Source organism: Haloferax sp. AS1, from assembly GCF_014530665.1.
GTDB lineage: Archaea > Halobacteriota > Halobacteria > Halobacteriales > Haloferacaceae > Haloferax > Haloferax volcanii.
Genome location: NZ_SPSA01000001.1, coordinates 703,885 through 724,117, shown reverse-complemented (window position 1 = coordinate 724,117; position 20,233 = coordinate 703,885). Strand labels below are relative to the sequence as shown.

Sequence of the window (20,233 nt, the reverse complement as noted above, 5' to 3'; positions counted from 1 at the left end):
CGAAACCGTTTACCCGGCGGACGGACTGGTGTGGGTAATGACCGCACCGACCGTCGTCACCGACCGCGACGACTTTCGCGCGACCGCCGCGGTCGCGTCACCCGGCGCGCGCGTCCCCGTCGAGGTCCGCGTCGCCGTCTCGGACCCCTTCGACGCCTATCGACGCGCCCGCCGGGATGCCGGCGGCTTCTTCTACGAGACGACCGGCGGGCAACCCGGCTGGGGGGCCTTCGGCGTCGACCCCGCGGAGCGCCTGACCGCTGACGCCCCGACCGACGACGACTGGGGAGACCCCGGCGTCGACACCGCACCGAGCCTCGCCGCGCTCGAATCGTTCGTCGATTCGGAGACGCTCGTCCGCGGCGACTGCGACGCGCCGTACCCCTGCGGCCTGTTCGGCTGGCTCTCGTACGACGCGGCCCGCGAACTCGAATCGCTCCCCGAGCAGACGACCGACGACCGGGGACTCCCGCACCTGCAACTCGGCCTGTACGACCTCGTGGCGTCGTGGGCGGAACCCCGGCCCGACGACGGCGAGACGACGCTTCGCGTCACCTGCTGTCCGGCCGTCGAGGCCGACGAGAACCTCGACGCCGTCTACGACGAAGCCCGAGCGCGCGCGACCGACCTCGCCGTCGAAGCGGTCGAAGGCGACCCCGCGCCCGTCTCCGCGCCCGTCGAGGCCGACGAGGCGACGTTCGAGAGCGCCTGCGGCCGGGAGGCGTTCGCTGATCGCGTCCGCGCCGCGAAGGGGTACGTCCGCGACGGCGACACGTTTCAGGCGAACCTCTCGCAGCGACTCGTCGCGCCCGCCGCGGTCCATCCGGTGGACGCCTACGCGGCGCTCCGGAAGGTCAACCCCGCGCCGTACTCCGGCCTACTCGAACTCCCCGGCGTCGACCTCGTGAGCGCCAGCCCCGAGCTCCTCTTGCGCGTCGAGGGCGACCGCCTCGTCACCGAACCCATCGCCGGCACCCGCCCGCGGGGGGCGACGCCCGAGGAAGACGAGGCGCTTGAGGCCGACCTGACGGCCGACGAGAAGGAGCGCGCCGAACACGCGATGCTCGTCGACCTCGAACGCAACGACCTCGGGAAAGTCTCGGAATACGGGTCGGTCGAGGTGACGGAGTACCGCCGGGTAGACCGCTACTCGGAGGTGATGCATCTCGTCTCGCTGGTCGAGGGGACCCGCCGCGAGGGGACCAGTCTGGCCGACGCCATCGCCGCGGTGTTCCCCGGTGGGACCATCACGGGCGCGCCGAAGCCCCGGACGATGGACATAATCGACGAGCTCGAAGCCACCCGGCGCGGCCCCTACACCGGGAGCATGTTCGCCGTCGGCTTCGACGACCGCGCGGTGCTGAACATCGTCATCCGGACGCTCGTCCGCTTCGAGGACGAGTACCACCTCCGCGTCGGCGCGGGCATCGTCCACGATTCGGACCCCCAACGCGAGTACGACGAGACGCTGGCGAAGGCGCGGGCGCTCATCACCGCCATCGACGAGGCGCTGGGCGAGCGCGCGAACATGACCGTGGGGACGGAGCGATGACGCGCATCCTCGTCGTCGACAACTACGACTCGTTCGCCTACAACCTCGTGCAGTACGTCGGCGAGGCGGTCTCCGAGGCGCGGGGTGGTGACGAGAGCGCGGATGGGAGCAGTTCGGACGGCTCAGACGACGTGCTCGTCTATCGCAACGACGCGCTCTCGACCGACGACGTGCGCGACATCGACCCGGACGGCATCGTCGTCTCGCCCGGACCCGGCACCCCCGCGGAGGCCGGCGTCTCGGTGTCGGTCTTCCGCGACCTCGACTACCCGACGCTCGGCGTCTGTCTCGGCCACCAGTCGCTGTGTGCCGCCCTCGGGAGTCGCGTCGGCCACGCGCCCCACGTCGTCCACGGGAAGCCCTCGCTCGTCGAACACGACGGCGCAGGGGTCTTTTCGGGGCTGCCCGACCGAATCGAAGTCGGCCGCTACCACTCGCTCGCGGTCGAACACGAGGACGTCCCACCCGAGTTGGCGGTGACGGCCTACACGGTCGCAGAGGGGTCCGAGGCCGGGGGTTCGGACGGCGACAGGAGTACCGAGGGCGACGAACCGGCGGTCGTGATGGGCGTCCGCCACCGCGAGAAGCCCCACGTCGGCGTGCAGTTCCACCCCGAGAGCATCCTCACCGATTCGGGGAAGGACATCGTCCGCAACTTCGTCGCGCTCGCCGCGGGCGACGGCCCGGCGGCAGCGGCGTGGGAGGGAGAGCGATGAGCGACGACGGAGTTGGAGACGGCGATGGCGACGCCGACGCCGACACCGGTGGGCGGTCGCTTCGCTACCACGTCGACGGCGAGCTCGTCCCCGCCGAGTCGGCGTCGATTCCGGTCACGGACCGCGGCTTCCTCTACGGTGACGCGGCCTTCGAGACGCTCCGCGCCTACGGCGGCGAGGTGTTCCACTGGGACGCCCACGCCGACCGACTGGTCGAGACGTGCGACGCGCTCGGGATGGACCACGGCCTGTCCGACGACGACCTTCGCGCGCGAATCGACGAGACGCTGGCGGCGAACGACCTCGACGAGGCGTACGTCAGGCTCTCGGTCACCCGCGGCAGTCAGGGTGGCCGCCTCACGCCGGCCGAGGCGGTCGACCCCCGCGTGGTCGTCATCGTGGAACCGCTCTCCCGCGGCGGCCGCGGCTCCGACCCGGTGTGGGACGGCCCCGCGACGGTCCAGACGGTCAAGACCCGGCGCATCCCCGACCGGTCGCTCCCCGCGCGGGCGAAGACGCACAACTACCTCAACGGCATCCTCGCCCGCGTCGAACTCCGCGTCACCGGCGCGGACGAGGCGCTCATGCTCGACGCCGACGGCTACGTCACCGAGGGCGCGACGAGCAACCTCTTTTTCGTCGACGATAACGCGCTCTGCACGCCGAGTCTCGACGGGCCGGTCCTCCCCGGCATCACCCGGCGCGTCGTCCTCGACCTCGCCCGGCAGGAGGGCATCCCGATTCGGGAACGGCGCTTCACGCCGGACGACGTGCGCGGCGCGAACGAGGCGTTCCTCACGAACTCGACGTGGGAACTCCGGCCGGTCGAGACGGTCGACGGCATCGAAGTCGGTGACGGCCCGGTGACGAAACTGCTCTCGCGGCTCTACGACGACTACGTGGAGCGACGCCACTACGGCGGCGACGGGGGCAGCGATGACGCCGACAACGGTGGCGACGCCGACAGCGTCGGCGGCGACGAGAACTGAGAACTGCTGTCGCGCCCGCCGCGCTCGCCCTCAGAACTCGACGTTCGAACTCGAACTCCGGTCGGCCGGGTCGGTCTCGATTTCGCCCTGCCCGACGTAGTCGAACTCGTCGTCCGAGAGGAAGACGTGGTCGCCGTCGACCGTGATATCGAGGTCGTCGAGCACCGCGCCCTCGCAGGGGCCGTAGTTGCAGTAGCCCGTGTCGGCCTCGAAGTACGCGCCGTGATTCTGGCAGATGACCTCGCCGTTGCGCATCGGCGCGCCCGACCCCTTGTCGAGTTTGATGTGCGTCAAGTGCATGCAGTAGTTCAGCCAGCCTTGGATGCCGTCGTCGGTGCGCACGAGGATGGCCTCGCGTTCCTCGGCGTCGGCGTCGTCGGCCGCGCGGACCCGAAAGAGAAAGGTCGTGTCGTCGGGCACGTCGCCCACCGCGCAGATTCGTTCGAGGTCGCTCATTGTGCTCTCGTTGGGTCGGGGTCGAAAATCTCCTTCGAAAGCGGTCAACTGGTGGGCAGTCGCTCTTGTTGTGAGAAAGGAAGGGGGATTTGAACGACGCGACTCTCGCTTCGCTCGATTCTCTGGTTCAAACTACCTGTTGCGATTACCACGGAAAACGGGCCGCCGCAGCGCGATAAACCGCCCCGCTTGGGGCGTCGTTTTCAGGAGAATAGCGGGAGGTAGATTTGAACCCCGGTCGCTGACGCTCCCCGGTTCAAATCTACTGCGCTATGAGGCCGACCTCGTGGGCCGCGCCGAGCCGAGACTCGGCGCTTAGGAGTTGAGGTCGGCAAAACCATAGCGGGAGGTAGATTTGAACTACCGATCTCCGGGTTATGAGCCCGGCGGAATCTCCTGGCTATCCCATCCCGCTGAATCAACAAACGAGTCTGCTATTGTTAAGACTTCTGTTTCGGGAGCCGTGTGTCAATTTTCACCGTGAGTCGCGCTGACTCGAACGGGTCGCGATGCGCCACGTGAACAGGCTTTCTGCGACGTAGTTCAGGAGCATCGACGCGCCGATAGCGAGGGGCAGCGGGATGAGTTCCCAGAGGTCGATACCGGCGACCTGAATCGACAGCGGTACCTCCCCGAGCGCCCGGACGACGAGCACCTGCACGAGGAGGCCGCCGCTCCGCACGAGGTTCGACTTCACGAAGCGCCGGACCTTCGCGGTGAGGAGGTCCGAGCCCGCGCCCGCGAACGTCCAGCGGTCGTTGATGACGAACATGACGACGATTGCCAACTCCGCGCCGGCGAGCTTCGCGAGTTCGTTGGCGACGCCGAAAAAGACGATGAGGAGACTGCTCAGAGAGAGGTCGAACACCGCGCCGACCGCACCCACGGAGGCGAATTTGCCGAAGCGAGTGCCGGAGACGAGCGCCGAGAGCCGGTCAGTCATCCGCGACCTCCGTCGAGAACTGCTCGACGAGGGTCCGTTCGTCGCTCCGCGCGTCGATGAGTTCGTGGAGGCGGTCCTCGCGAATCGTCCGGGCGCGGTGGCGCGACCGGAGCAACCCGCGGGCCATCTTGACCGTCGTGTCGACCGGCGAGACCGTCGAGTTCGGCTGGTCCTCCCAGACGACCGGCACCTCGGCCACGCGGTGGCCGAACGCCCCCGAGACGGCGATGAGTTCGATGTCCCACGCGAACCCCGGCTCGTACAGGTGGGTCCGAACGTCGTTCCACGCCGCGGCGGTGACGGCCTTCGCGCCGCACTGGTAGTCGTACAACGGGACCTCGGTCAGGTGGCGGGCCAGCCACGCGAAGCCGTCGCCGAGGTAGCGCCGCGCGACCGTCTGATGGGAGGCGACGGTCGCGTTCGGGTGGCGGCGCGACCCTACGGCGAGGTCAGCACCGTCGCGGACGGCGGCGACGACATCGGCCATCGACGCGGCCGGCGTGCTCCCGTCGGCGTCGGCGAACGCGAGGATATCCGTGCGAAGCGATTCGAACCCGGCGGTGATGGCCGCGCCCTTGCCGCGGCGGGCGTCGACGTCGTTCACGCGGGCGACGGCGGGGAGGGCGTCGAGGGCGTCGAGCGTCTCGGGCCGCGGCGCGTCGAGTTCGACGCGGACCGCATCGGGGTCCAGCGACTCGACGAGGGCGTGGACGTAGGGGACCAGACGCTCGGGGTCTGGTCGATAGGCGGGGACCACCACCCCGACAGACTGCGACATGCACGACCATTCACTCAATGGGGTAAAAAGCGAACCGCTCTGGCCGCACCGGCCATCACAAAACGTATTGCATCCGCGGCGCAGTCAACGGATAGATGGAGTACGCCCTCGTTGTCCGGTGGTTACTGCTGTTCGCAGCCCTCTGGGCGGTCGGCCTTCCCCTCTCGGCCCGCCTGTTTCGCCGCCTCCCCGGCCGCGGCGCCGGACTCGCCCTCCCCGTCTCGCTCGTCGCGTTGACCCTCCCAGCCTACTACGTCGGCCACCTCTCGTTCGGCCCCGTCGCCCTCGTCGCCGGCGTCGGGACGCTCCTCGTCGCGTCCGCGGTCGCGGGCCTCGACTTCGGCGCGCTTCGCCGCGGCGACCGCCGACTCGCACTCGGCCTCGACATCGACCGACGCGCCGTCGCCGACGCGGCCGCGGTGTTCCTCGTCGCCTTCCTGTTCGCCGTGGCGCTCCGCGCGCTCGACCCGGCGGTCCACGCCGGCGGCGGCGAGAAGTTCCTCGACTTCGGCCTCCTCCAGTCGCTCGCCCGCGCGTCGGTCCTCCCGCCGGAGGATATGTGGTTCGCCGGCGAGCCGGTCCGCTACTACTACGGCGGTCACCTCGCGTCGATTCTCCTCGCGCGGCTCACCGCCACCGACCCGTCGTTCGCCTACAACCTCGCGCTCGCCGGCTTCTTCGGGGTCCTCGTCACTGCGGCGTTCGAACTCGGGCGCGGCGTCGCAACTGCCGCGGGCGCGAACGGTCGGCTCGGCGGCCTGCTGTCGGCGTTCTTCGTCGGCTTCGCCAGCAACCTCGTCACCGCGGGGCGGTTTCTCCTCGCCGCGCTCCCCGAGGGGTTGCGCCGGCCCGTCGCGCGGGCCGTCGCCGAGCGGTCGCAATACACCGTCGAGCAGGTGCTCGCCGGGGCCTCGAACTTCTCGTACTGGAGCGCGAGCCGCGTGATTCCGGGCACCATCAACGAGTTCCCGCTCTTCGCGTGGCTCAACGGCGACCTCCACGCCCACATGATGGGCACGCCGTTTCTGCTCCTCGCGGCCGGCCTCGCCTTCGCGTACTTCCGGACGCCTGAAGAGGCGGTCGGTGAGCGCCGACGCCTCGTCGCCGCGACGACGCTCGTCGGCGCGTTCCAAGTCGTCGTCGACACGTGGAGTTTCCCGTCGGTGTTCGGCGTGCTGTTTCTCGGGATAGTCTTCGCGCCCGCACGCCCGTGGACGTTATTTCCGGGGCGAGAGCGCGTTCGCTCGGCCGTCGGCGGCTCGGCGGTCGCGGGCGAACTCGCCCGCCTCGGCGGCACGGTCGCGGCGGTCGGACTCGCGGGCGTCGCCGCCACCGTCCTCGCCAGTCCGTTCCTCCTCGGCGCGGTCGCGGGCGGGGGAAGCGCCCGGACGGTCGAGCTTCTGTCGCCCGACCAGCGAAGCGGGTTCGGCGCGCTGGCGCTCGTCCACGGGGCGTTCCTCGCGGCGTTCGCGGGCTACTACGTCCGCCGCCTCGGCGCGCAGGACGGACTCGGCGGGCGCGAGTGGGCCGTCCTCGTCGGGAGCTTCGCGGCGCTGACCGTCGTCGCGGCCGCCCAGTCGTTCGCCGCGCTCGCGCTCGTCGCGCCCCTCGTCGCCGTCGGCTGGGTGCTCCTCCGGTTCGCCGACGACCCGCGGTTCGAAACGGTGCTCGTCGTCGCCGGCGCGGGCCTCGTGATGCTCGTCGAACTCGTCTACGTGAACGAGCAGGCCGGGCCCGGGCGGATGAACACGGTGTTCAAGACGTACATGCAGGTGTGGGTGCTCTGGGGGAGCGTAATGGGGGCCGTGTTGGCCGGCTTCGTCGGCGACGCGGTCGCCGCGAGCGACGTGTCGCTCCCGAGGGTCGACCTCGGCGTCCGCGGAGGCGCGGTCAGCGCCGTCGGCGTTGGCTTCGTCGTTCTCCTCGTGGCCTCCACGTCGGTGTACGGCGGGCTGGCCGTCACCGAACACACCGGCTCGGCCAGAGAAGAGGCGACGCTGGACGCGACGGCCTTCGCAGACTGGCGGCACGAAAACGAGTCGACGGCCATCGCGTGGCTCGACGAGACCGTCGAGGGCAACCCGACGATGCTCACCGCGCCGGGGACGAAGTGGTCCGAGGCGGTGACAGACAAACGCGAGGACGTCATGTACGACTGGCGCGGGAATCCCGAATCGAGCCTGACGGGCGTCCCGACGGTCGCCGGCTGGGCGCACGAAGTCGGCTACCGCGGCCCCGACGCGTACTACGACCGCGTGCGCGACGTGGACGCGATGTACGTCGGCAACGAGTCGACGCGGGCGCGGCTCGTCGAGCGCTACGACGTACAGTACGTGTGGGTCGGGCCGGGCGAGCGCGCCCGCTACGGGGAGATAGAGACGGACGTGGCGTGGCTGACGCCGGTCCACCGGTCGGGGTCGGTCGCGGTCTACGAGGTAGAAGAAGCGAGACTACCTTAGGCCGCGCCGCGCTCGCGGACGACCTCGACGGCCTCGGCGTCGACGCCCTCGGTTTCGAGCCAGTGCGGGACGAACTCGCGCTTTTCGAACGTCTCGCGCTCGTCTTCCGTGCCGGCGGTACACCACAGCTGGACGCGGTCGGGACCGTGCCAGTCGCCCTGCCGGTCGACCGAAAACAGGACGTACTCCTCGCCGTCGTACTCGATGACGCCGTCGCGCCGGACGCCGGGGTCGCCGTGGATGATGAGCTTCTTCATGTGCCGGGATTGGCACAGTCACCGCTTAATCGCTTCGGCTTCCGGCGTGCGGTGTGCGACGGGGGAGACCGCGGACGGTGCAGTCACCGTGGGCTGCCCACACGTAACACGGCGAACGCCCGGTCACGGCGGGTTCAGGGGCCGCGTCGAACCAAACGGGTTTTAACGGGCCACACCAAAACCCACCACAAGGTCGATATCTATGCAGATGCCACGCCGTTTCAACACGTACTGCCCGAACTGCAAGGGTCACCACGAACACGAAGTGGAGAAGGTCCGGACGGGACGCCCGACCGGAATGAAGTGGAACGCCCGTCAGACGCGACGCGGCAAAGCCACTATCGGTAACGCCGGTAAGTTCTCCAAGGTGCCCGGTGGCGACAAGCCGACGAAGAAGACCCACCTGAAGTACATCTGTTCCGACTGCGGCAAGGCCCACATGCGCGAGGGCTGGCGCGCCGGTCGCCTGGAGTTCCAGGAGTAAATCATGGCAGGAAACTTCTACAAGGTCGCGTGCAGCGACTGCGAGAACGAACAGGTCGTCTTCGGAAAAGCCTCCTCGGTCGTCAACTGCGCCGTCTGCGGGACGACCCTCGCCACGCCGACCGGCGGCAACGCCGAGTTCCACGGCGAGGTCGTCGAGACGGTCGAGCGTCGCGACAGCGACGAACTTGAGGCGTAACTCCCTGGAGGACCTCGTATGAAGTACAGCGGATGGCCTGACCCCGGCGAACTCGTCGTCGGAAAGGTAGACGACATCGCGGACTTCGGCGTCTTCGTCGACCTCGAAGAGTACGAAGACAAACGCGGCCTCTGCCACATCAGCGAGGTCGCCAGCGGATGGATCAAGAACGTTCGCGACCACGTCCGCGAGGGACAGACAGTCGTCGCTAAAGTGCTCGAAGTCAACGAGAGTTCCCAGCAGATAGACCTCTCGATTAAGGACGTCAACGAGCACCAGCGCAAAGAGAAGATTCAGGAGTGGAAAAACGAGCAGAAGGCCGACAAGTGGATGGCGCTGGCGTTCGGCGAGGACATCGCCGACGACCGCTACCAGTCCATCGCCAACGCCCTGCTCGCGGAGTTCGAGTCGCTGTACGACGGCTTCGAGCAGGCCGCGATTCACGGTATCGAGGCGCTCGACGGCGTCGAACTCGACGACGACGAACTCGAAACCATCGTCGAGACCGCGCGTCAGAACGTGTCGGTCCCCTACGTCAACGTCACCGGCTACGTCGACCTGCGCTCGCCCGCTGGCGACGGCGTCGACGACGTGAAGGAGGCCCTCAAGGCCGCCGAGGGCGACGGCGAAATCGGCGACGAAATCGAACTGTCGGTCACGTACGTCGGCGCGCCCGAGTACCGCGTCAAGGTCAAAGCGCCCGACTACAAGACCGCCGAGACGGAGCTCGAATCGAGCGTCGCGCGGGCCCGCGAAGCCATCGAGGCCGCGGGCGGCACCGCGGAGTACCACCGCGAACGCAGCGGCGACGAAGAGTAATCGAATGAAATCAGACATCCGGGTGTGCAGCGCGTGGCGCGACCGCCACGACCGCCCGGTGTACTCGCTTTCTGAGACCTGTCCGGAGTGCGGCGCCGCCACCGAGAACAGCGCGCCCGCACCCTACAATCCCGAGGACCCCCACGGCGAGTACCGCCGCGCGCGGAAGCGCCGCCTCGCCGAGGAGTCGGAGTAGCCTCCGTCTTCGGCTACCGACGCTCTCTTAACCGGCGCGGCCGCCACTACGTGCATGGACGACATCGAAATCGAGGCTGTCGAGGAGGTCGACCTCACCGACCCAGTCCTCATCGAGGGGCTGCCGGGCGTCGGCAACGTCGGCAAACTCGCCGTCGAGCACCTGCTGGAGGAGTTCGAGGAGGCCACGCTGGTCCGCCGCGTCTACGCCGACGCGTTCCCGCCGCAGGTGAGCATCGACGAGGGCGTCGCCGAGCTGACCCACGTCGCGATTCACGCCGTCGAGACGCCCGGCGAGGGACCGGACCTGCTGCTTCTCACGGGCGACCACCAGGCGCAGTCGAACGAGGGCCACTACCACCTCACCGACACCTTCCTCGACATCGCCGAGGAGTTCGGCGTCGAGCGCCTGTTCGCGCTGGGCGGCGTCCCGACCGGCGAACTCGTCGACGAGCCGTCGGTCCTCGGGGCCGTCGCCGACGAGTCCCGCCTCGACGAACTCGACGAGGCGGGCATCGAGTTCCGCGAGGGCGAACCCGCCGGCGGCGTCGTCGGCGTCTCCGGCCTCCTTCTCGGCCTCGGCGGCCGCCGCGGCCTCGACGCGACCTGCCTGATGGGCGAGACGAGCGGCTACCTCGTCGACCCCCAGAGCGCGCAAGTCGTCATCGAAGTCTTACAGGACCTCCTCCAGTTCAGCGTCGACTTCGAGTCGCTCGAAGAGCGCGCAGAGGAGATGAAGGAAGTCGCCGCGAAGATTCAGGAGATGCAACAGCAACAGCAAGGGAGCATCGCCAGCGACGACGACCTCCGGTACATCGGCTGAGGCCGCCTCGGCCCTCGCGGCCCGTCTCGTTTTCAGCCCGGAGAGTCAGGCTTCGATGATGTCGTCGTCCGCGAACTCCGGGACGACGATTTCGCCGTCGAGCGACTGCACCGCGCGGCCGCCGACGCGTATCTCAGCGCCGACCTGCACGCGGACGGTTCCCGGTCGGTCCACGAAGTGGCCCTGTTCGAATCGGAGTTCGTCGGGCATCGAGTCGAACGCGCCGACCTGCCGGAGGTACGCGCCGCACGCGCCGGCGGCGGTTCCGGTCGCGGGGTCCTCGGAGATGCCGATGCCGGGAGCGAAACACCGCGCGTGAAGCGTGGAGTCGCCGTCGATAGCGTCGAAGGTGTAGGCGTAGACGCCCGCCGCGTCGTGTTCGGCCGCGAGGTCTGCGATGGCGGCGTCGTCCGGGTCCGCAGCCGAGAGGTGTTCGAGGAAGTTGACCGGGACGACGAGGAAGGGAAGCCCGGTGGAGGCGACCGCGACGGGGAGGTCAGCGCCCACGTCGCGGAGGGCGGCGTCGTCGACGCCGAGCGCCGCCGCGAGGCGGTCGTAGTCGACCTCCAAGGGCCGGACCGTCGGGGCGTCCTGCGTCATCCACACCTCGCCGAGGTCACCGAGTTCGATGTCGAGGGTGCCGACGTTCGTCTCCAAGGTGTGCGTCCCCGGTTCGAGGTCGCGTTCGGCCGCGAGGTGGGCGTGGGCCGCGATAGTCGCGTGGCCGCAGAGGTCGACTTCCTGTTGGGGCGTGAAATAGCGGATGCGGCGGTCCGCGGCGGCCGACGAGCAGACGAACGCCGTCTCGCTCGCGCCGAGTTCGGCGGCGATGGCGCGCATCTGTTCCGCGTCGAGTCCGTCGGCGTCGGGGACGACTCCGGCCGCGTTACCGGACAGCGGTTCGGTCGTGAAGGCGTCGACGAGGAGGGCGCGTCGGCTATCCATGGAAAGGCGCACTACACGGCGATGTATCAAACCAGCGGGTCGGCGGTCGGGTCGTATGAGAAGGGAGGAGGGCGATACGAGCGGGCGCGGTCCGGGCGCGAGTTGGTCGACCGCGACCGATTCACGCGCGGGTCCACCGGACGCGGCCGCTCGTTTGAGCTGCGCCGTCGCCCTGCATCACTTCGCGCATGTTCATACAGGCTGGACACCCGACGACCTCGTCCATGTCGTTGCCGAAGACGCGGACGAAATCGCGGGAGACGAACTCACCACAGTTACCACACGTGTGCATTCTATTTCACCTACAAATCCGCATACTCCGGCACTCGATATAACTATGTCCCTTGTTAACATGCGTTAGTATCCGCCTGAACGTCTGGTTCTCCGGTTAGTCACCGAATAACGTCGGTTCGGGGGGTTTTGGCACGCCGACACACGGGCGGGCCGAGTCGTACAGATTAAAGGGCGTCAGGCGCGGCAGTACGCACGGTGAACGGAAGATATGGGCGACCTCCCCGACGAGTTTAACTGTACTATCACGAACTGGGAGTACATCTACGGCCTCTGCCGCGACGTTTCCGACGAGGTCAAAACATCCGAGTTCGAACCCGACGTCATCGTCGCGTTGGCCCGCGGCGGCTGGTTCGCGGGCCGGTGTATCTGCGATTTCCTCGGGCTGGACGACCTGACGAGCCTGAAGATGGAACACTACGTCGGGACGGCCCAGAAGTCGAACGAGCCGGAGGTCCGCTACCCGATGCCGGAAGGCAGCGTCGAGGGCAAGGACGTGCTCATCATCGACGACATCGCCGACACCGGCGGCTCCATCAAGCGCGCACACGAGTACGTCAACGAGCGCAACGCGGGCGAGGTCCGGACCGCGACGCTCCAACTCCTCCAGACCAGCGAGTTCGAACCCGACTACGTCGGCGAGCGCCTCGAAGAGTGGGCGTGGGTCGTCTACCCGTGGAACTTCATCGAGGACATGATAGACCTCACCTCGGGCGTCATGGCGAAAGCCGACGACGACACGTTCGAACTCGAAGACATCCGCCACTACCTCGCGGAGTTCCACGACGTGGACCGCATCGAGATGGAAATCGCCCAACCCGACCGGATGCCGGAAGTCATGTCCGAGATGGAGCGCCGCGGCTACGTCGAGTCCACCGGCGACGGCGCGTGGCGTCTCCTCGAAAACGACGGCGTCGGGGCCTGAAACCGGCTCGTTCGGTCCGCCCGGCTTCGTTCGACCTCGCGCTCCTTCTCGGGTCCGCTTCGACACCCAGTTTCGGCTGTCTCTCCGGCCGCCCGCGTCCGAGTTCCGTCGGGACTCGCTCGAAGCGAAACGTTCGTTTGCGTGACGCGCTTCGGCACGCGCATGTCGCTGTTTTCTATCTTCGCCGGCGCGCTCCTGCCGATTCTCGCCATCGGCGCGGTGGGCTTTCTCCTCGGTCGCGTCCGCGACGTGGACCCCGAACCGCTCAACACGGTCACGGTGTACGTCCTCGCGCCGGTCCTCGTGTTTTACAGCCTCGCGACGACCGAACTCGCCGGCGAGACGCTGGCCGCCCTCACCGTCGGCGTCGTCGCCTACCACGTCGCCATGCTCCTCGTCGCGGGCGGCGTCGCCCGACTCGCGGGGATTTCCGACCCCCTCCTCGGCGCGCTCGTCCTCGTCGCCGCCTTCCCGAACTCGGGGAACTACGGCATCCCCGTCAGCTCCTTTGCCTTCGGCGATACCGGTCGCTCGACGGCCGTCGTCTACCTCGCCGTCCAGAGCGTCCTCATCTACACGCTGGGCGTGTACATCGCCGGACGGGGAACCGACCGCGGCGACGCCCCGCCGAGCTGGCGCGTCGGCCTCGAACGCATCGTCCGCATCCCGCTCGTCTACGCCGTCGTCGCCGCGCTCGCGGCCCGGTGGCTCGGCGTCGTCCCGCCGACGGGCGTTCCCGCGATGGAGACGCTCAGACTCGTCGGTGACTCGTCGATTCCGATGATGCTCCTCATCCTCGGCATCCAGCTCGCAGGGGCCGACCTCGGCTCGACGCTCTCGGAGGTCGGCGTCGTCGCCGCGCTCAAGATAGTCGTCGCGCCCGCGGTCGCGGTCGGCATCGCCCTCGTCGCCGGCTTCGGCGACCCGACGGTCGCGCGGACGTTCGTCCTCGAATCCGCGATGCCCGCCGCGGTCACGCCGCTCATCCTCGTCGCGGAGTTCGGCGACGCCTCGGGGACCGGTTCGGCCACCTCGCTCGCGGAGTTCGTCTCCGCGGCCGTCTTCGCGACGACGCTTCTCAGCGTGCCCGCGCTCTCGGTGCTCATCTACCTGTTGGACCACGGCTTCGTGGTGTAGCGCCCGTTTCGCCACGATTTTGTGCGCCCTCCCCGACGTTCGAGTATGAAAATCGGATTCATCGGTGGCAGCGGTATCTACGAGGCGCTCCCGCTGGAGAACACCCGCGAGGAACCCGTCGAGACGCCGTTCGGCGAGCCCTCGACGACGCCCATCGTCGGCGAGTTCGGTGACACCGGCCGCGAAGTCGTCTTCCTCCCCCGACACGGCCCGGACCACCAGCACTCGCCGACGACGCTCCCCTACCGCGCGAACATCTTCGCGCTCAAGAAACTGGGCGTCACGCACGTCCTCGCCAGCAACGCCGTCGGCAGCCTCAAAGAGGACCTGCCGCCGCAGACGCTCGTCGTCCCCGACCAGATTTACGACCGCACGAAACACCGCCCGCTGACGTTCTTCGACGAGGGTATCGTCGTCCACCAGCCCTTCGCGATGCCGTACGACGAGGAACTCGTCTCCATCCTCGCCGAGGCCGCTGAAGAGGCGACCGACGCGCAGGTCCAAGAGGGCGGCACCTACGTCTGCATCGAGGGCCCGTCGTACTCCACGAAGGCCGAAAGCGAACACTACCGCGCGCAGGGCTGGGACGTCATCGGCATGACGACCATCCCCGAGGCCAAACTCGCCCGCGAGGCCGAGATGGCCTACGCGACCATCACCGGCGTCACCGACTACGACGTCTGGAAAGACGACAGCGAAGTCACCCTCGATGAGGTGCTGAAGAACGCCGCCGCCAACGAGGAGGCCATCAAAGAGACCGTCGAGGCCGCCATCCGCAAGATTCCCGACGGCCACGAGACCGACAGCCACTCGGCGCTCGACGGGACCATCAACACGCCCGACGAGGCCATCCCCGCCGAGACGAAAGAAAAGCTCGCGCCGCTCATCGACCAGTACATCGACTGATTCGGCCGTTCAGTCGTTCAGTTCTGCGGATTCGTCCGAGTCGCCCGTCGGCTCCGCGACCTCGCGTTCGCCGCGCGCCGCCTCGTCGCCCGGCGAGAACTCGACCGCATGACAGCGCGTGCAGTACTCGTTTTCCCCGCGGTCAGTCGTCGCAAGCGGGATACCCGCGACGACGAACTGCGTGCTGAACTCCCGGACGACGCCCCGGTCGTCGGCCTCGCCGCAGACGACGCACTCGCGGACCGCCCGCGGCGACGTGACCACCTCGCGGACGCGACCGAACGAGGTCGGACTGTACGAGACGTAGCCGGGGAAGTAGCAATGCAGCCAGAAGATGGGGAAGAAACACAGCACCGCCAACGGCCAGATGACCGACTGAGGGAACACGATAGCCGCCGAAATCACTGCGAACGTCACCGACGTGACGAGCGAGACCGCGACCGTCAACCGTCGGAGCGTGCTGGAGAGCAGGGTCGGACGAGGCACGTCCGAGAGTGACGGCGGGCCGGATAAAATAGCTAGTCGTCGGCGACGGCCTCGGCTTCGAGTTCGGGGTCGTCGCTGTCGGCGTCGTCGGCGTCGTCGGCGTCGAACACCTCGGGGTTCCGAATCCAGAGGTCGCCGAACAGGTCGTCCTGCTTGAGGTAGACCGTGCCCCGGTGGGACAGAAACAGGAGCGCGAGATAGGTCGTCATCACGGTGTCGGCCACGTCGCGTATCTCGGCGAACAGCACCTCGTCGCGGCCCTTCTCGTAGTGGGTGGCGAGCACGTCGCCGACGGCTTCGACGACCGCCTCGATGTCCTCGTTGTGGGCGGTCCCGGTCACGTCGTCTTCGGTGGGTTCGCCCGCGCCGCGCATCTCGCCGGGCGTGTGGTAGTCGAGCGTCTGCGTCCCGCGGGAGAAGCCGCGGGGCGACTCAGAGGTGTCGTACTCTCGGCGGCGCTTCCACCACGACCCGCGTTCGACCTCCCGGAGTTCGCGGACGAGTTCGTCCAGCGTTTCGGGCGACCCGCGGGCGTGCTTGCGTTCGAGCCGACGGTCCATCTCGTCTTCCAGCGCGTCGATTGGGTCGAACCCGGGAGGCCCCTCGCCGTCGTCGCCGGGGTTGCCCTCGTCGCCGCCGCTCTCCAAGGCGAGTTCCCACGGTTCGAGTTCCTCCTCGTCGGGTTCGTCCAGGGCGAGGAGTTCGTCCGACTTCATGCGCAGGAGGACGCTCGCGTAGAACAGCGCCCGGCCGGTCGTCCGGAGGTCCATCGCGTCGAGGCGGTTCAGGAACGCGTCCGTGACCTCCACGATGTCGATGTCCCACGGGTCGATGGTTCCCTCCTTGGCGAGTTGGACGAGGAGTTCGACCGGTTCGACCTCGTCGTCGTCCGACTCGGAGACGTCCTCCGGGAGTACCTCGTCCATCGCGTCGGGTTCGGCGGGGGCGGCGTCTGCCTCGGAGTCGGGCGCGGCGTCGTCGCCGGCGAACGAGAAGACCCCGTCGTCATCGTCGTCGCCGTCGCTTCCGTCTCGCTCGCCGCGCCCGCGAGAGAGGTTCAGTTCGGGGATGTCGTCAGTCATCCGCCGGAACCTCCGCTTCCACGTCCGCGTCGGCCTCGCCGCCGTCACCACCGTCCGCGTCGTCGTCGGGGCGGTCGCCGCCGTCGGAGTCGCCGGAGTCGTCGCCGCCCGAGCCGTCCGCGTCGCGGCCGTCACCGCCGTCGCTTCCAGCCCCGCCGTCGCCGCCGAACTGGATACCCGTGACCGCGCTGACGTTGTCGCCCTGCATCGTCACGCCGATAGCGCGCTCGGCGCGTTCGAGGAGCGCAGAGCGGTGCGAGACGACGACGAACTGGGCGTCGCCCGCGAGGTCGTCGACCATCTGGCCGACGCGCTCGGCGTTCGCGGCGTCGAGGAAGGCGTCCACCTCGTCGAGCGCGTAGAACGGCGCGGGGTTGTGGCGCTGGATGGCGAAGATAAACGCGAGCGCCGTCAGCGACTTCTCGCCGCCGGACATGGCGTCGAGGCGCTGGATGGGCTTGTCGCCCGGCTGGGCCTTCATCGTCAGGCCCTCCTCGAAGGGGTCGTCGGGGTTCTCTAACTGGAGGTGCCCCGTCCCGTTCGACAGGCGCTCGAAGATGTCCGTGAAGTTCTCGGCGATGGCGTCGAACGACTCCATGAACGTCGCCTTCTTCTGGGACTCGTACTGGTCGATGCGGTCGGCGATGGCGTCGCGCTCTTCGACCAGCACGTCGCGGCGCTCCTGGAGGGCTTCGAGGTCGGCTTTCACGTCGTCGTACTCGTCGATAGCGAGCATGTTGACCGGTTCGAGTTCCTCCATCTCCTCGGTGAGTCGCTCGATTTCCGACTCGACCGTGTCGTGGTCGGGAATCTCGTCGGGGTCGTAGTCTCCGACCTGCGACTGGAGTTCGTCGATTTCCCATTCGAGCCGTTCGGCGGCCGAGCGCATGCTTTCGAGCTTGGATTCGACCGCATTCACCCGGTCTTTCTTCTCGTCGCGGGCGCTCCGAGCTTCGCGGAGGTCGTCTTGGAGCTCCGTGCGGTCCTCCTTGAGGTCGACCAGTTCCTCCTCGAGTTCGGCGACCGCCTCGCGCTTGGCTTCGAGGTCGTCCTCGCGCTCCTCGATTTTGGACTCCGCCTCGGAGATGGACTCCCGAGCCTCGGCCTTGCGGTTCTGGGCGGCCTCGACCGTGTCGTGGAGGTCGTCGACCGCGTCCTCGGCGTACTGCTTTTCGAGTTGAATCTCGTTGAGCCGGCCGTCGAGCGTGGACATCCGGTCTTCGAGGTCGTCGATGTCCGCGCGAATCTCGTCGGCGCGGGCGGTGAGTTCCGGAATCTCGGAGTCCGCGAGTTCGGCTTCGATGTCCTCGATTTCGGCCTCGACCGTCTCGATTTCGTCGTCGAGGTCGGCGATTTCGTCGTCGAGGTCGGACATCTGTTCGTCCACCGACTCGCGTTCGGACTGGAGTTCGTCGAGGCGGTCTTCGAGCCGGCCGATTTCGGCTTCGGCCTCCTCGATATCCTCCTCGGCATCCTCGATTTCGCGCTCGATGGTCCGAACGCGGTCGGCGGCGTCGGAAGCCCGCCCGCGGGCGTCGTCGAGGTCGTCGTCGATGTCGCGAATCTCCTCGTTGAGCGAGCGGCGGCGGTCTTCGAGCTTCGTAATCTCCTTCGCGAGGCGGTCGAGTTTGCCCTCGCCGGACTTCGAAAACGAGTAGCGAGAGCCGCCGCCGGAGCCGCCGGTCATCGCGCCGGAGCGCTCCACGAGGTCGCCGTCGAGGGTGACCATGCGGTAGTCGCCCATCAGGTCGCGGGCGGTCTCCATGTCCTCGACGACGAGCGTCGACCCGAGGACGTACGAGAAAATCGACTCGTACTGCGAATCGTAGTCGACGAGGTTGCGCGCGAAGTCCACGACGCCGGGGTTGTCGGGCTCGCGCGGCAGGCTCCGGTTGTCCATCTTCGTGATGGGCAGGAACGTCGCGCGGCCCGCGTTGCGGGACTTCAGGTGGTCGATACAGGACGACCCCACGCCGTCGTCGTCGACGACGACGTTGGCGAGGCGACCGCCGGCGGCCGTCTCACAGGCTTTCGCGTACTCGCCGTCGACGGAGCCGAGTTGGCCGACCGCGCCGTGGACGCCGGAGATGCCGGCGTTGAGGATGGTCGTGACGGCGCGGGGCCACGAGTTATCACCGTCCTTGCCGGCTCGGGCTTCGAGGCGGGCGTACTCGGACTGCTTGGTCTGGAGTTCGTCCGTGACCTCGGACAGTTCGTCGTTCAGGTCGGCCTTCTCGGCCTGCAAGTCCTCGATGACGCCGTCTATCTTCACCTCGTTCTTCTCGGCGGTGTCGAGTTCGCTGTGCAGGTCGGAGACGGTCGCCTTCAGTTCGGGGATGCGCTCGCGGGCGCGTTCGAGTTCGTCCCGGGTCTCCGAAATCTGGTTCGAGCGGCGGCGCGCGTCGTCGAGCAGGCGGTCCTTGGCGCGCTGGCGGTCGTTCTTCTCGTCTTTGAGCTCGTCGAGCGTCTCCTTTCGCTCCGCGAGTTCGGACTTCAGCTCGTCGAACTCGGTGTCCACCGAGTCGATTTCGGCCTGCACCTCGGAGAGTTCGACCCGCTTGGACTGGATGTCGCTTTTGACCGACGCCTTCTCGACTTTGACCTCGCGGATGTCGTCTTCGAGGTCGTCAATCTGTTCTTGCTTGCGGTCGATGTCGACGAACGCCTTGCGGCGCTCGGCCTCGGCGTCGTCGCGCTTCTCCTCGGCGGCCTCGATGGCGTTCTCCAGCCGGGAGATGTCGCCCTTTATCTCCTCCATCTCCGACTTGATGCGGAGCTGTTCGTCCTCGCCCTTGCGCTCGATTTCGCGGGTGAGGTCTTCGAGGTCTTCTTCGAGGCGAGTGACTTTCCCCTGTCGCTCGTCGAGTTCGGCCTGTAACGCTTCGAGGTCGGCTTCGGTGGACTCGATGCGCGATTCGGTCCGCGAGAGGTCCTCGCGCTTGTCTTCGAGTTCCGCGGCCTTCAGGTAGCCCTCGTACTCTTCTTTCTCCTCGCGGAGTCCTTTGTAGGTGAGCGCCGTCTCGCGCTCGTCTGCGAGCTGGTCGAGTCGCGTCTCCTTTTCCTCGATGCGGAGGTCCGCCTCGTCGACGCGCTCTTCGACCGCCTCCAACTCCTCGAAGGCGGCGTCTTTCTTCTCGTCGAACTCGGCGACGCCCGCGATTTCGTCGATGATGCCCCGCCGCTGGTAGGGCGTCATGTTGATGATTTCGGTCACGTCGCCCTGCATGACGACGTTGTAGCCCTCGGGGGTGATGCCCGCCTGCGCGAGCAGGTCCTTGATGTCCGAGAGGTTGACCGAGCGCTCGTTGAGGTAGTAGTACGAGTAGTAGTTGTCCGGCGTCTCCTTGACGCGGCGCTTGATAGTTATCTCCTCGACGCCGCCGACTTTGTCGGTGCCGGCGGCGTTGACGACCTGCGAGCGGTCGAGCGTCCCCTCGGAGTTGTCGAGGACGACCGTGACGCTGGCCACCTTGGGCTTGTCGGGGGCCTCGTCGCTGCCGTCGGCGTGGCCGGGGTTGTAGATGAGGTCCGTCAGCTTCTCGGCGCGAATCCCGCGAGTGCGGGCGAGGCCGAGCGCGAAGAGGACGCCGTCGATGATGTTCGATTTGCCGGAACCGTTCGGGCCCGTAACGACCGTGAAATCCTCGTAGAACGGGATGCGAGTCGGCCGCCCGAAGCTCTTGAAACCGTCAAGGACGAGCTCTTTGATGTGCATGGGTTGGTGTTCACGCGGGCGACGCCCGCAGGTGGAACGCGCCGCATGAACACGGGGCGCGCTCGCTCGGACGGCGC

Annotated in this window: 21 protein-coding genes and 1 tRNA gene; 12 read left to right on the top strand and 10 right to left on the bottom strand. The window is 67.8% G+C overall.

The features are described 5' to 3' along the window. Positions 1-37 precede the first annotated feature (37 nt). From pabB to E4P24_RS03925, 3 genes are read left to right on the top strand one after another with little or no spacing between them, the layout of a single operon-like run. Positions 38-1,552 (top strand): aminodeoxychorismate synthase, component I, encoded by a 1,515-nt coding sequence (pabB, locus tag E4P24_RS03935; protein ID WP_115802254.1) that lies wholly within the window; start codon positions 38-40, stop codon positions 1,550-1,552. Next, positions 1,549-2,268 (top strand): aminodeoxychorismate/anthranilate synthase component II, encoded by a 720-nt coding sequence (locus E4P24_RS03930; protein WP_188148148.1) that lies wholly within the window; start codon positions 1,549-1,551, stop codon positions 2,266-2,268. The genes pabB and E4P24_RS03930 overlap by 4 nt, the downstream gene beginning before the upstream one ends. After that, the gene (locus tag E4P24_RS03925; protein ID WP_188148147.1) at positions 2,265-3,257 is read left to right on the top strand and encodes an aminotransferase class IV; all 993 of its coding nucleotides are present in this window, start codon (positions 2,265-2,267) and stop codon (positions 3,255-3,257) included. The genes E4P24_RS03930 and E4P24_RS03925 overlap by 4 nt, the downstream gene beginning before the upstream one ends. Before the next feature lie 30 nt (positions 3,258-3,287). Here the strand turns inward: E4P24_RS03925 and E4P24_RS03920 are convergent, their stop codons facing one another. The 4 genes from E4P24_RS03920 to E4P24_RS03905 form a co-directional block, all read right to left on the bottom strand. Then, positions 3,288-3,713: a Rieske 2Fe-2S domain-containing protein gene (locus tag E4P24_RS03920; protein ID WP_004064939.1), complete on the bottom strand. Its 426-nt coding sequence runs from the start codon at positions 3,711-3,713 to the stop codon at positions 3,288-3,290. Between the two features lie 340 nt (positions 3,714-4,053). Next, positions 4,054-4,128 (bottom strand) — tRNA-Met (locus tag E4P24_RS03915). Positions 4,129-4,188: 60 nt separating this feature from the next. Continuing rightward, positions 4,189-4,656 (bottom strand): GtrA family protein, encoded by a 468-nt coding sequence (locus E4P24_RS03910; RefSeq protein WP_006600612.1) that lies wholly within the window; start codon positions 4,654-4,656, stop codon positions 4,189-4,191. Then, positions 4,649-5,434, bottom strand: coding sequence for a glycosyltransferase (locus tag E4P24_RS03905; protein WP_004044231.1), 786 nt, complete (start codon positions 5,432-5,434; stop codon positions 4,649-4,651). The genes E4P24_RS03910 and E4P24_RS03905 overlap by 8 nt, the downstream gene beginning before the upstream one ends. 95 nt (positions 5,435-5,529) lie before the next feature. On the opposite strand from E4P24_RS03905, the gene E4P24_RS03900 reads away from it, so the two are divergent. Continuing rightward, complete coding sequence (locus E4P24_RS03900) at positions 5,530-7,893, top strand: DUF2298 domain-containing protein (protein WP_115860315.1); 2,364 nt, start codon at positions 5,530-5,532, stop codon at positions 7,891-7,893. Here E4P24_RS03900 and E4P24_RS03895 read toward each other — a convergent pair. Further along, positions 7,890-8,150, bottom strand: coding sequence for an HAH_0734 family protein (locus E4P24_RS03895; protein ID WP_004044233.1), 261 nt, complete (start codon positions 8,148-8,150; stop codon positions 7,890-7,892). The two genes, E4P24_RS03900 and E4P24_RS03895, sit on opposite strands and share 4 nt — an antisense overlap. 202 nt (positions 8,151-8,352) lie before the next feature. Here E4P24_RS03895 and E4P24_RS03890 point away from each other — a divergent pair, with 202 nt between their 5' ends. Genes E4P24_RS03890 through E4P24_RS03870 form a run of 5 tightly spaced genes read left to right on the top strand, consistent with a single transcriptional unit; the run spans position 8,353 to position 10,669 of the window. Beyond that, on the top strand, positions 8,353-8,634 hold the full coding sequence (locus tag E4P24_RS03890; RefSeq protein WP_004044234.1) for a 50S ribosomal protein L44e: 282 nt from the start codon (positions 8,353-8,355) through the stop codon (positions 8,632-8,634). Between the two features lie 3 nt (positions 8,635-8,637). Further along, the gene (locus E4P24_RS03885; protein WP_004044235.1) at positions 8,638-8,832 is read left to right on the top strand and encodes a 30S ribosomal protein S27e; all 195 of its coding nucleotides are present in this window, start codon (positions 8,638-8,640) and stop codon (positions 8,830-8,832) included. 18 nt (positions 8,833-8,850) lie between these two features. Then, complete coding sequence (locus tag E4P24_RS03880) at positions 8,851-9,651, top strand: translation initiation factor IF-2 subunit alpha (RefSeq protein ID WP_004044236.1); 801 nt, start codon at positions 8,851-8,853, stop codon at positions 9,649-9,651. A gap of 4 nt (positions 9,652-9,655) precedes the next feature. Then, positions 9,656-9,847 carry an RNA-protein complex protein Nop10 gene (locus tag E4P24_RS03875; RefSeq protein WP_006600615.1) on the top strand — a complete coding sequence of 64 codons (192 nt, stop codon included), beginning with the start codon at positions 9,656-9,658 and terminating at the stop codon, positions 9,845-9,847. Between the two features lie 54 nt (positions 9,848-9,901). Further along, positions 9,902-10,669 (top strand): proteasome assembly chaperone family protein, encoded by a 768-nt coding sequence (locus E4P24_RS03870; protein WP_004064950.1) that lies wholly within the window; start codon positions 9,902-9,904, stop codon positions 10,667-10,669. Between the two features lie 45 nt (positions 10,670-10,714). On the opposite strand, the gene E4P24_RS03865 is transcribed toward E4P24_RS03870, so the two are convergent. Then, complete coding sequence (locus tag E4P24_RS03865) at positions 10,715-11,614, bottom strand: PhzF family phenazine biosynthesis protein (protein WP_006600616.1); 900 nt, start codon at positions 11,612-11,614, stop codon at positions 10,715-10,717. Positions 11,615-11,735: 121 nt separating this feature from the next. Next, the gene (locus E4P24_RS03860; protein ID WP_004044240.1) at positions 11,736-11,906 is read right to left on the bottom strand and encodes a hypothetical protein; all 171 of its coding nucleotides are present in this window, start codon (positions 11,904-11,906) and stop codon (positions 11,736-11,738) included. Between the two features lie 210 nt (positions 11,907-12,116). On the opposite strand from E4P24_RS03860, the gene E4P24_RS03855 reads away from it, so the two are divergent. The 3 genes from E4P24_RS03855 to mtnP all read left to right on the top strand — a co-directional run bounded on the left by E4P24_RS03855 (position 12,117) and on the right by mtnP (position 14,873). Next, positions 12,117-12,830, top strand: a complete 714-nt coding sequence (locus tag E4P24_RS03855) for a phosphoribosyltransferase (protein ID WP_004044241.1) — start codon at positions 12,117-12,119, stop codon at positions 12,828-12,830. Positions 12,831-12,971: 141 nt separating this feature from the next. After that, entirely contained in the window at positions 12,972-13,967 is a 996-nt protein-coding gene (locus tag E4P24_RS03850) for an AEC family transporter (RefSeq protein WP_188148146.1), read from the top strand. Positions 13,968-14,012: 45 nt separating this feature from the next. After that, positions 14,013-14,873, top strand: coding sequence for an S-methyl-5'-thioadenosine phosphorylase (mtnP, locus tag E4P24_RS03845; protein ID WP_188148145.1), 861 nt, complete (start codon positions 14,013-14,015; stop codon positions 14,871-14,873). A 9-nt stretch (positions 14,874-14,882) separates the two neighbouring features. Here mtnP and E4P24_RS03840 read toward each other — a convergent pair whose 3' ends face one another. The 3 genes from E4P24_RS03840 to smc are packed head-to-tail and all read right to left on the bottom strand — an operon-like array spanning position 14,883 to position 20,156. Continuing rightward, positions 14,883-15,359, bottom strand: coding sequence for a hypothetical protein (locus E4P24_RS03840; RefSeq protein ID WP_188148144.1), 477 nt, complete (start codon positions 15,357-15,359; stop codon positions 14,883-14,885). Between the two features lie 32 nt (positions 15,360-15,391). Continuing rightward, entirely contained in the window at positions 15,392-16,441 is a 1,050-nt protein-coding gene (locus tag E4P24_RS03835) for a ScpA family protein (RefSeq protein ID WP_188148143.1), read from the bottom strand. Continuing rightward, positions 16,434-20,156: a chromosome segregation protein SMC gene (smc, locus tag E4P24_RS03830; RefSeq protein ID WP_188148142.1), complete on the bottom strand. Its 3,723-nt coding sequence runs from the start codon at positions 20,154-20,156 to the stop codon at positions 16,434-16,436. Before smc ends, E4P24_RS03835 begins: the two co-directional genes overlap by 8 nt. Positions 20,157-20,233: the final 77 nt, after the last annotated feature.

What these genes read in the sequence shown, in the direction of transcription:
- E4P24_RS03865 (WP_006600616.1), bottom strand. Translation starts at nt 11,614, where the DNA reads ATGGATAGCCGACGCGCCCTCCTCGTCGACGCCTTCACGACCGAACCG.
- E4P24_RS03930 (WP_188148148.1), top strand. Translation starts at nt 1,549, where the DNA reads ATGACGCGCATCCTCGTCGTCGACAACTACGACTCGTTCGCCTACAAC.
- E4P24_RS03875 (WP_006600615.1), top strand. Translation starts at nt 9,656, where the DNA reads ATGAAATCAGACATCCGGGTGTGCAGCGCGTGGCGCGACCGCCACGAC.
- smc (WP_188148142.1), bottom strand. Translation starts at nt 20,156, where the DNA reads ATGCACATCAAAGAGCTCGTCCTTGACGGTTTCAAGAGCTTCGGGCGG.
- E4P24_RS03900 (WP_115860315.1), top strand. Translation starts at nt 5,530, where the DNA reads ATGGAGTACGCCCTCGTTGTCCGGTGGTTACTGCTGTTCGCAGCCCTC.
- mtnP (WP_188148145.1), top strand. Translation starts at nt 14,013, where the DNA reads ATGAAAATCGGATTCATCGGTGGCAGCGGTATCTACGAGGCGCTCCCG.
- E4P24_RS03880 (WP_004044236.1), top strand. Translation starts at nt 8,851, where the DNA reads ATGAAGTACAGCGGATGGCCTGACCCCGGCGAACTCGTCGTCGGAAAG.
- E4P24_RS03910 (WP_006600612.1), bottom strand. Translation starts at nt 4,656, where the DNA reads ATGACTGACCGGCTCTCGGCGCTCGTCTCCGGCACTCGCTTCGGCAAA.
- E4P24_RS03860 (WP_004044240.1), bottom strand. Translation starts at nt 11,906, where the DNA reads ATGCACACGTGTGGTAACTGTGGTGAGTTCGTCTCCCGCGATTTCGTC.
- pabB (WP_115802254.1), top strand. Translation starts at nt 38, where the DNA reads ATGACCGCACCGACCGTCGTCACCGACCGCGACGACTTTCGCGCGACC.
- E4P24_RS03895 (WP_004044233.1), bottom strand. Translation starts at nt 8,150, where the DNA reads ATGAAGAAGCTCATCATCCACGGCGACCCCGGCGTCCGGCGCGACGGC.
- E4P24_RS03920 (WP_004064939.1), bottom strand. Translation starts at nt 3,713, where the DNA reads ATGAGCGACCTCGAACGAATCTGCGCGGTGGGCGACGTGCCCGACGAC.
- E4P24_RS03885 (WP_004044235.1), top strand. Translation starts at nt 8,638, where the DNA reads ATGGCAGGAAACTTCTACAAGGTCGCGTGCAGCGACTGCGAGAACGAA.
- E4P24_RS03890 (WP_004044234.1), top strand. Translation starts at nt 8,353, where the DNA reads ATGCAGATGCCACGCCGTTTCAACACGTACTGCCCGAACTGCAAGGGT.
- E4P24_RS03925 (WP_188148147.1), top strand. Translation starts at nt 2,265, where the DNA reads ATGAGCGACGACGGAGTTGGAGACGGCGATGGCGACGCCGACGCCGAC.
- E4P24_RS03905 (WP_004044231.1), bottom strand. Translation starts at nt 5,434, where the DNA reads ATGTCGCAGTCTGTCGGGGTGGTGGTCCCCGCCTATCGACCAGACCCC.
- E4P24_RS03870 (WP_004064950.1), top strand. Translation starts at nt 9,902, where the DNA reads ATGGACGACATCGAAATCGAGGCTGTCGAGGAGGTCGACCTCACCGAC.
- E4P24_RS03855 (WP_004044241.1), top strand. Translation starts at nt 12,117, where the DNA reads ATGGGCGACCTCCCCGACGAGTTTAACTGTACTATCACGAACTGGGAG.
- E4P24_RS03835 (WP_188148143.1), bottom strand. Translation starts at nt 16,441, where the DNA reads ATGACTGACGACATCCCCGAACTGAACCTCTCTCGCGGGCGCGGCGAG.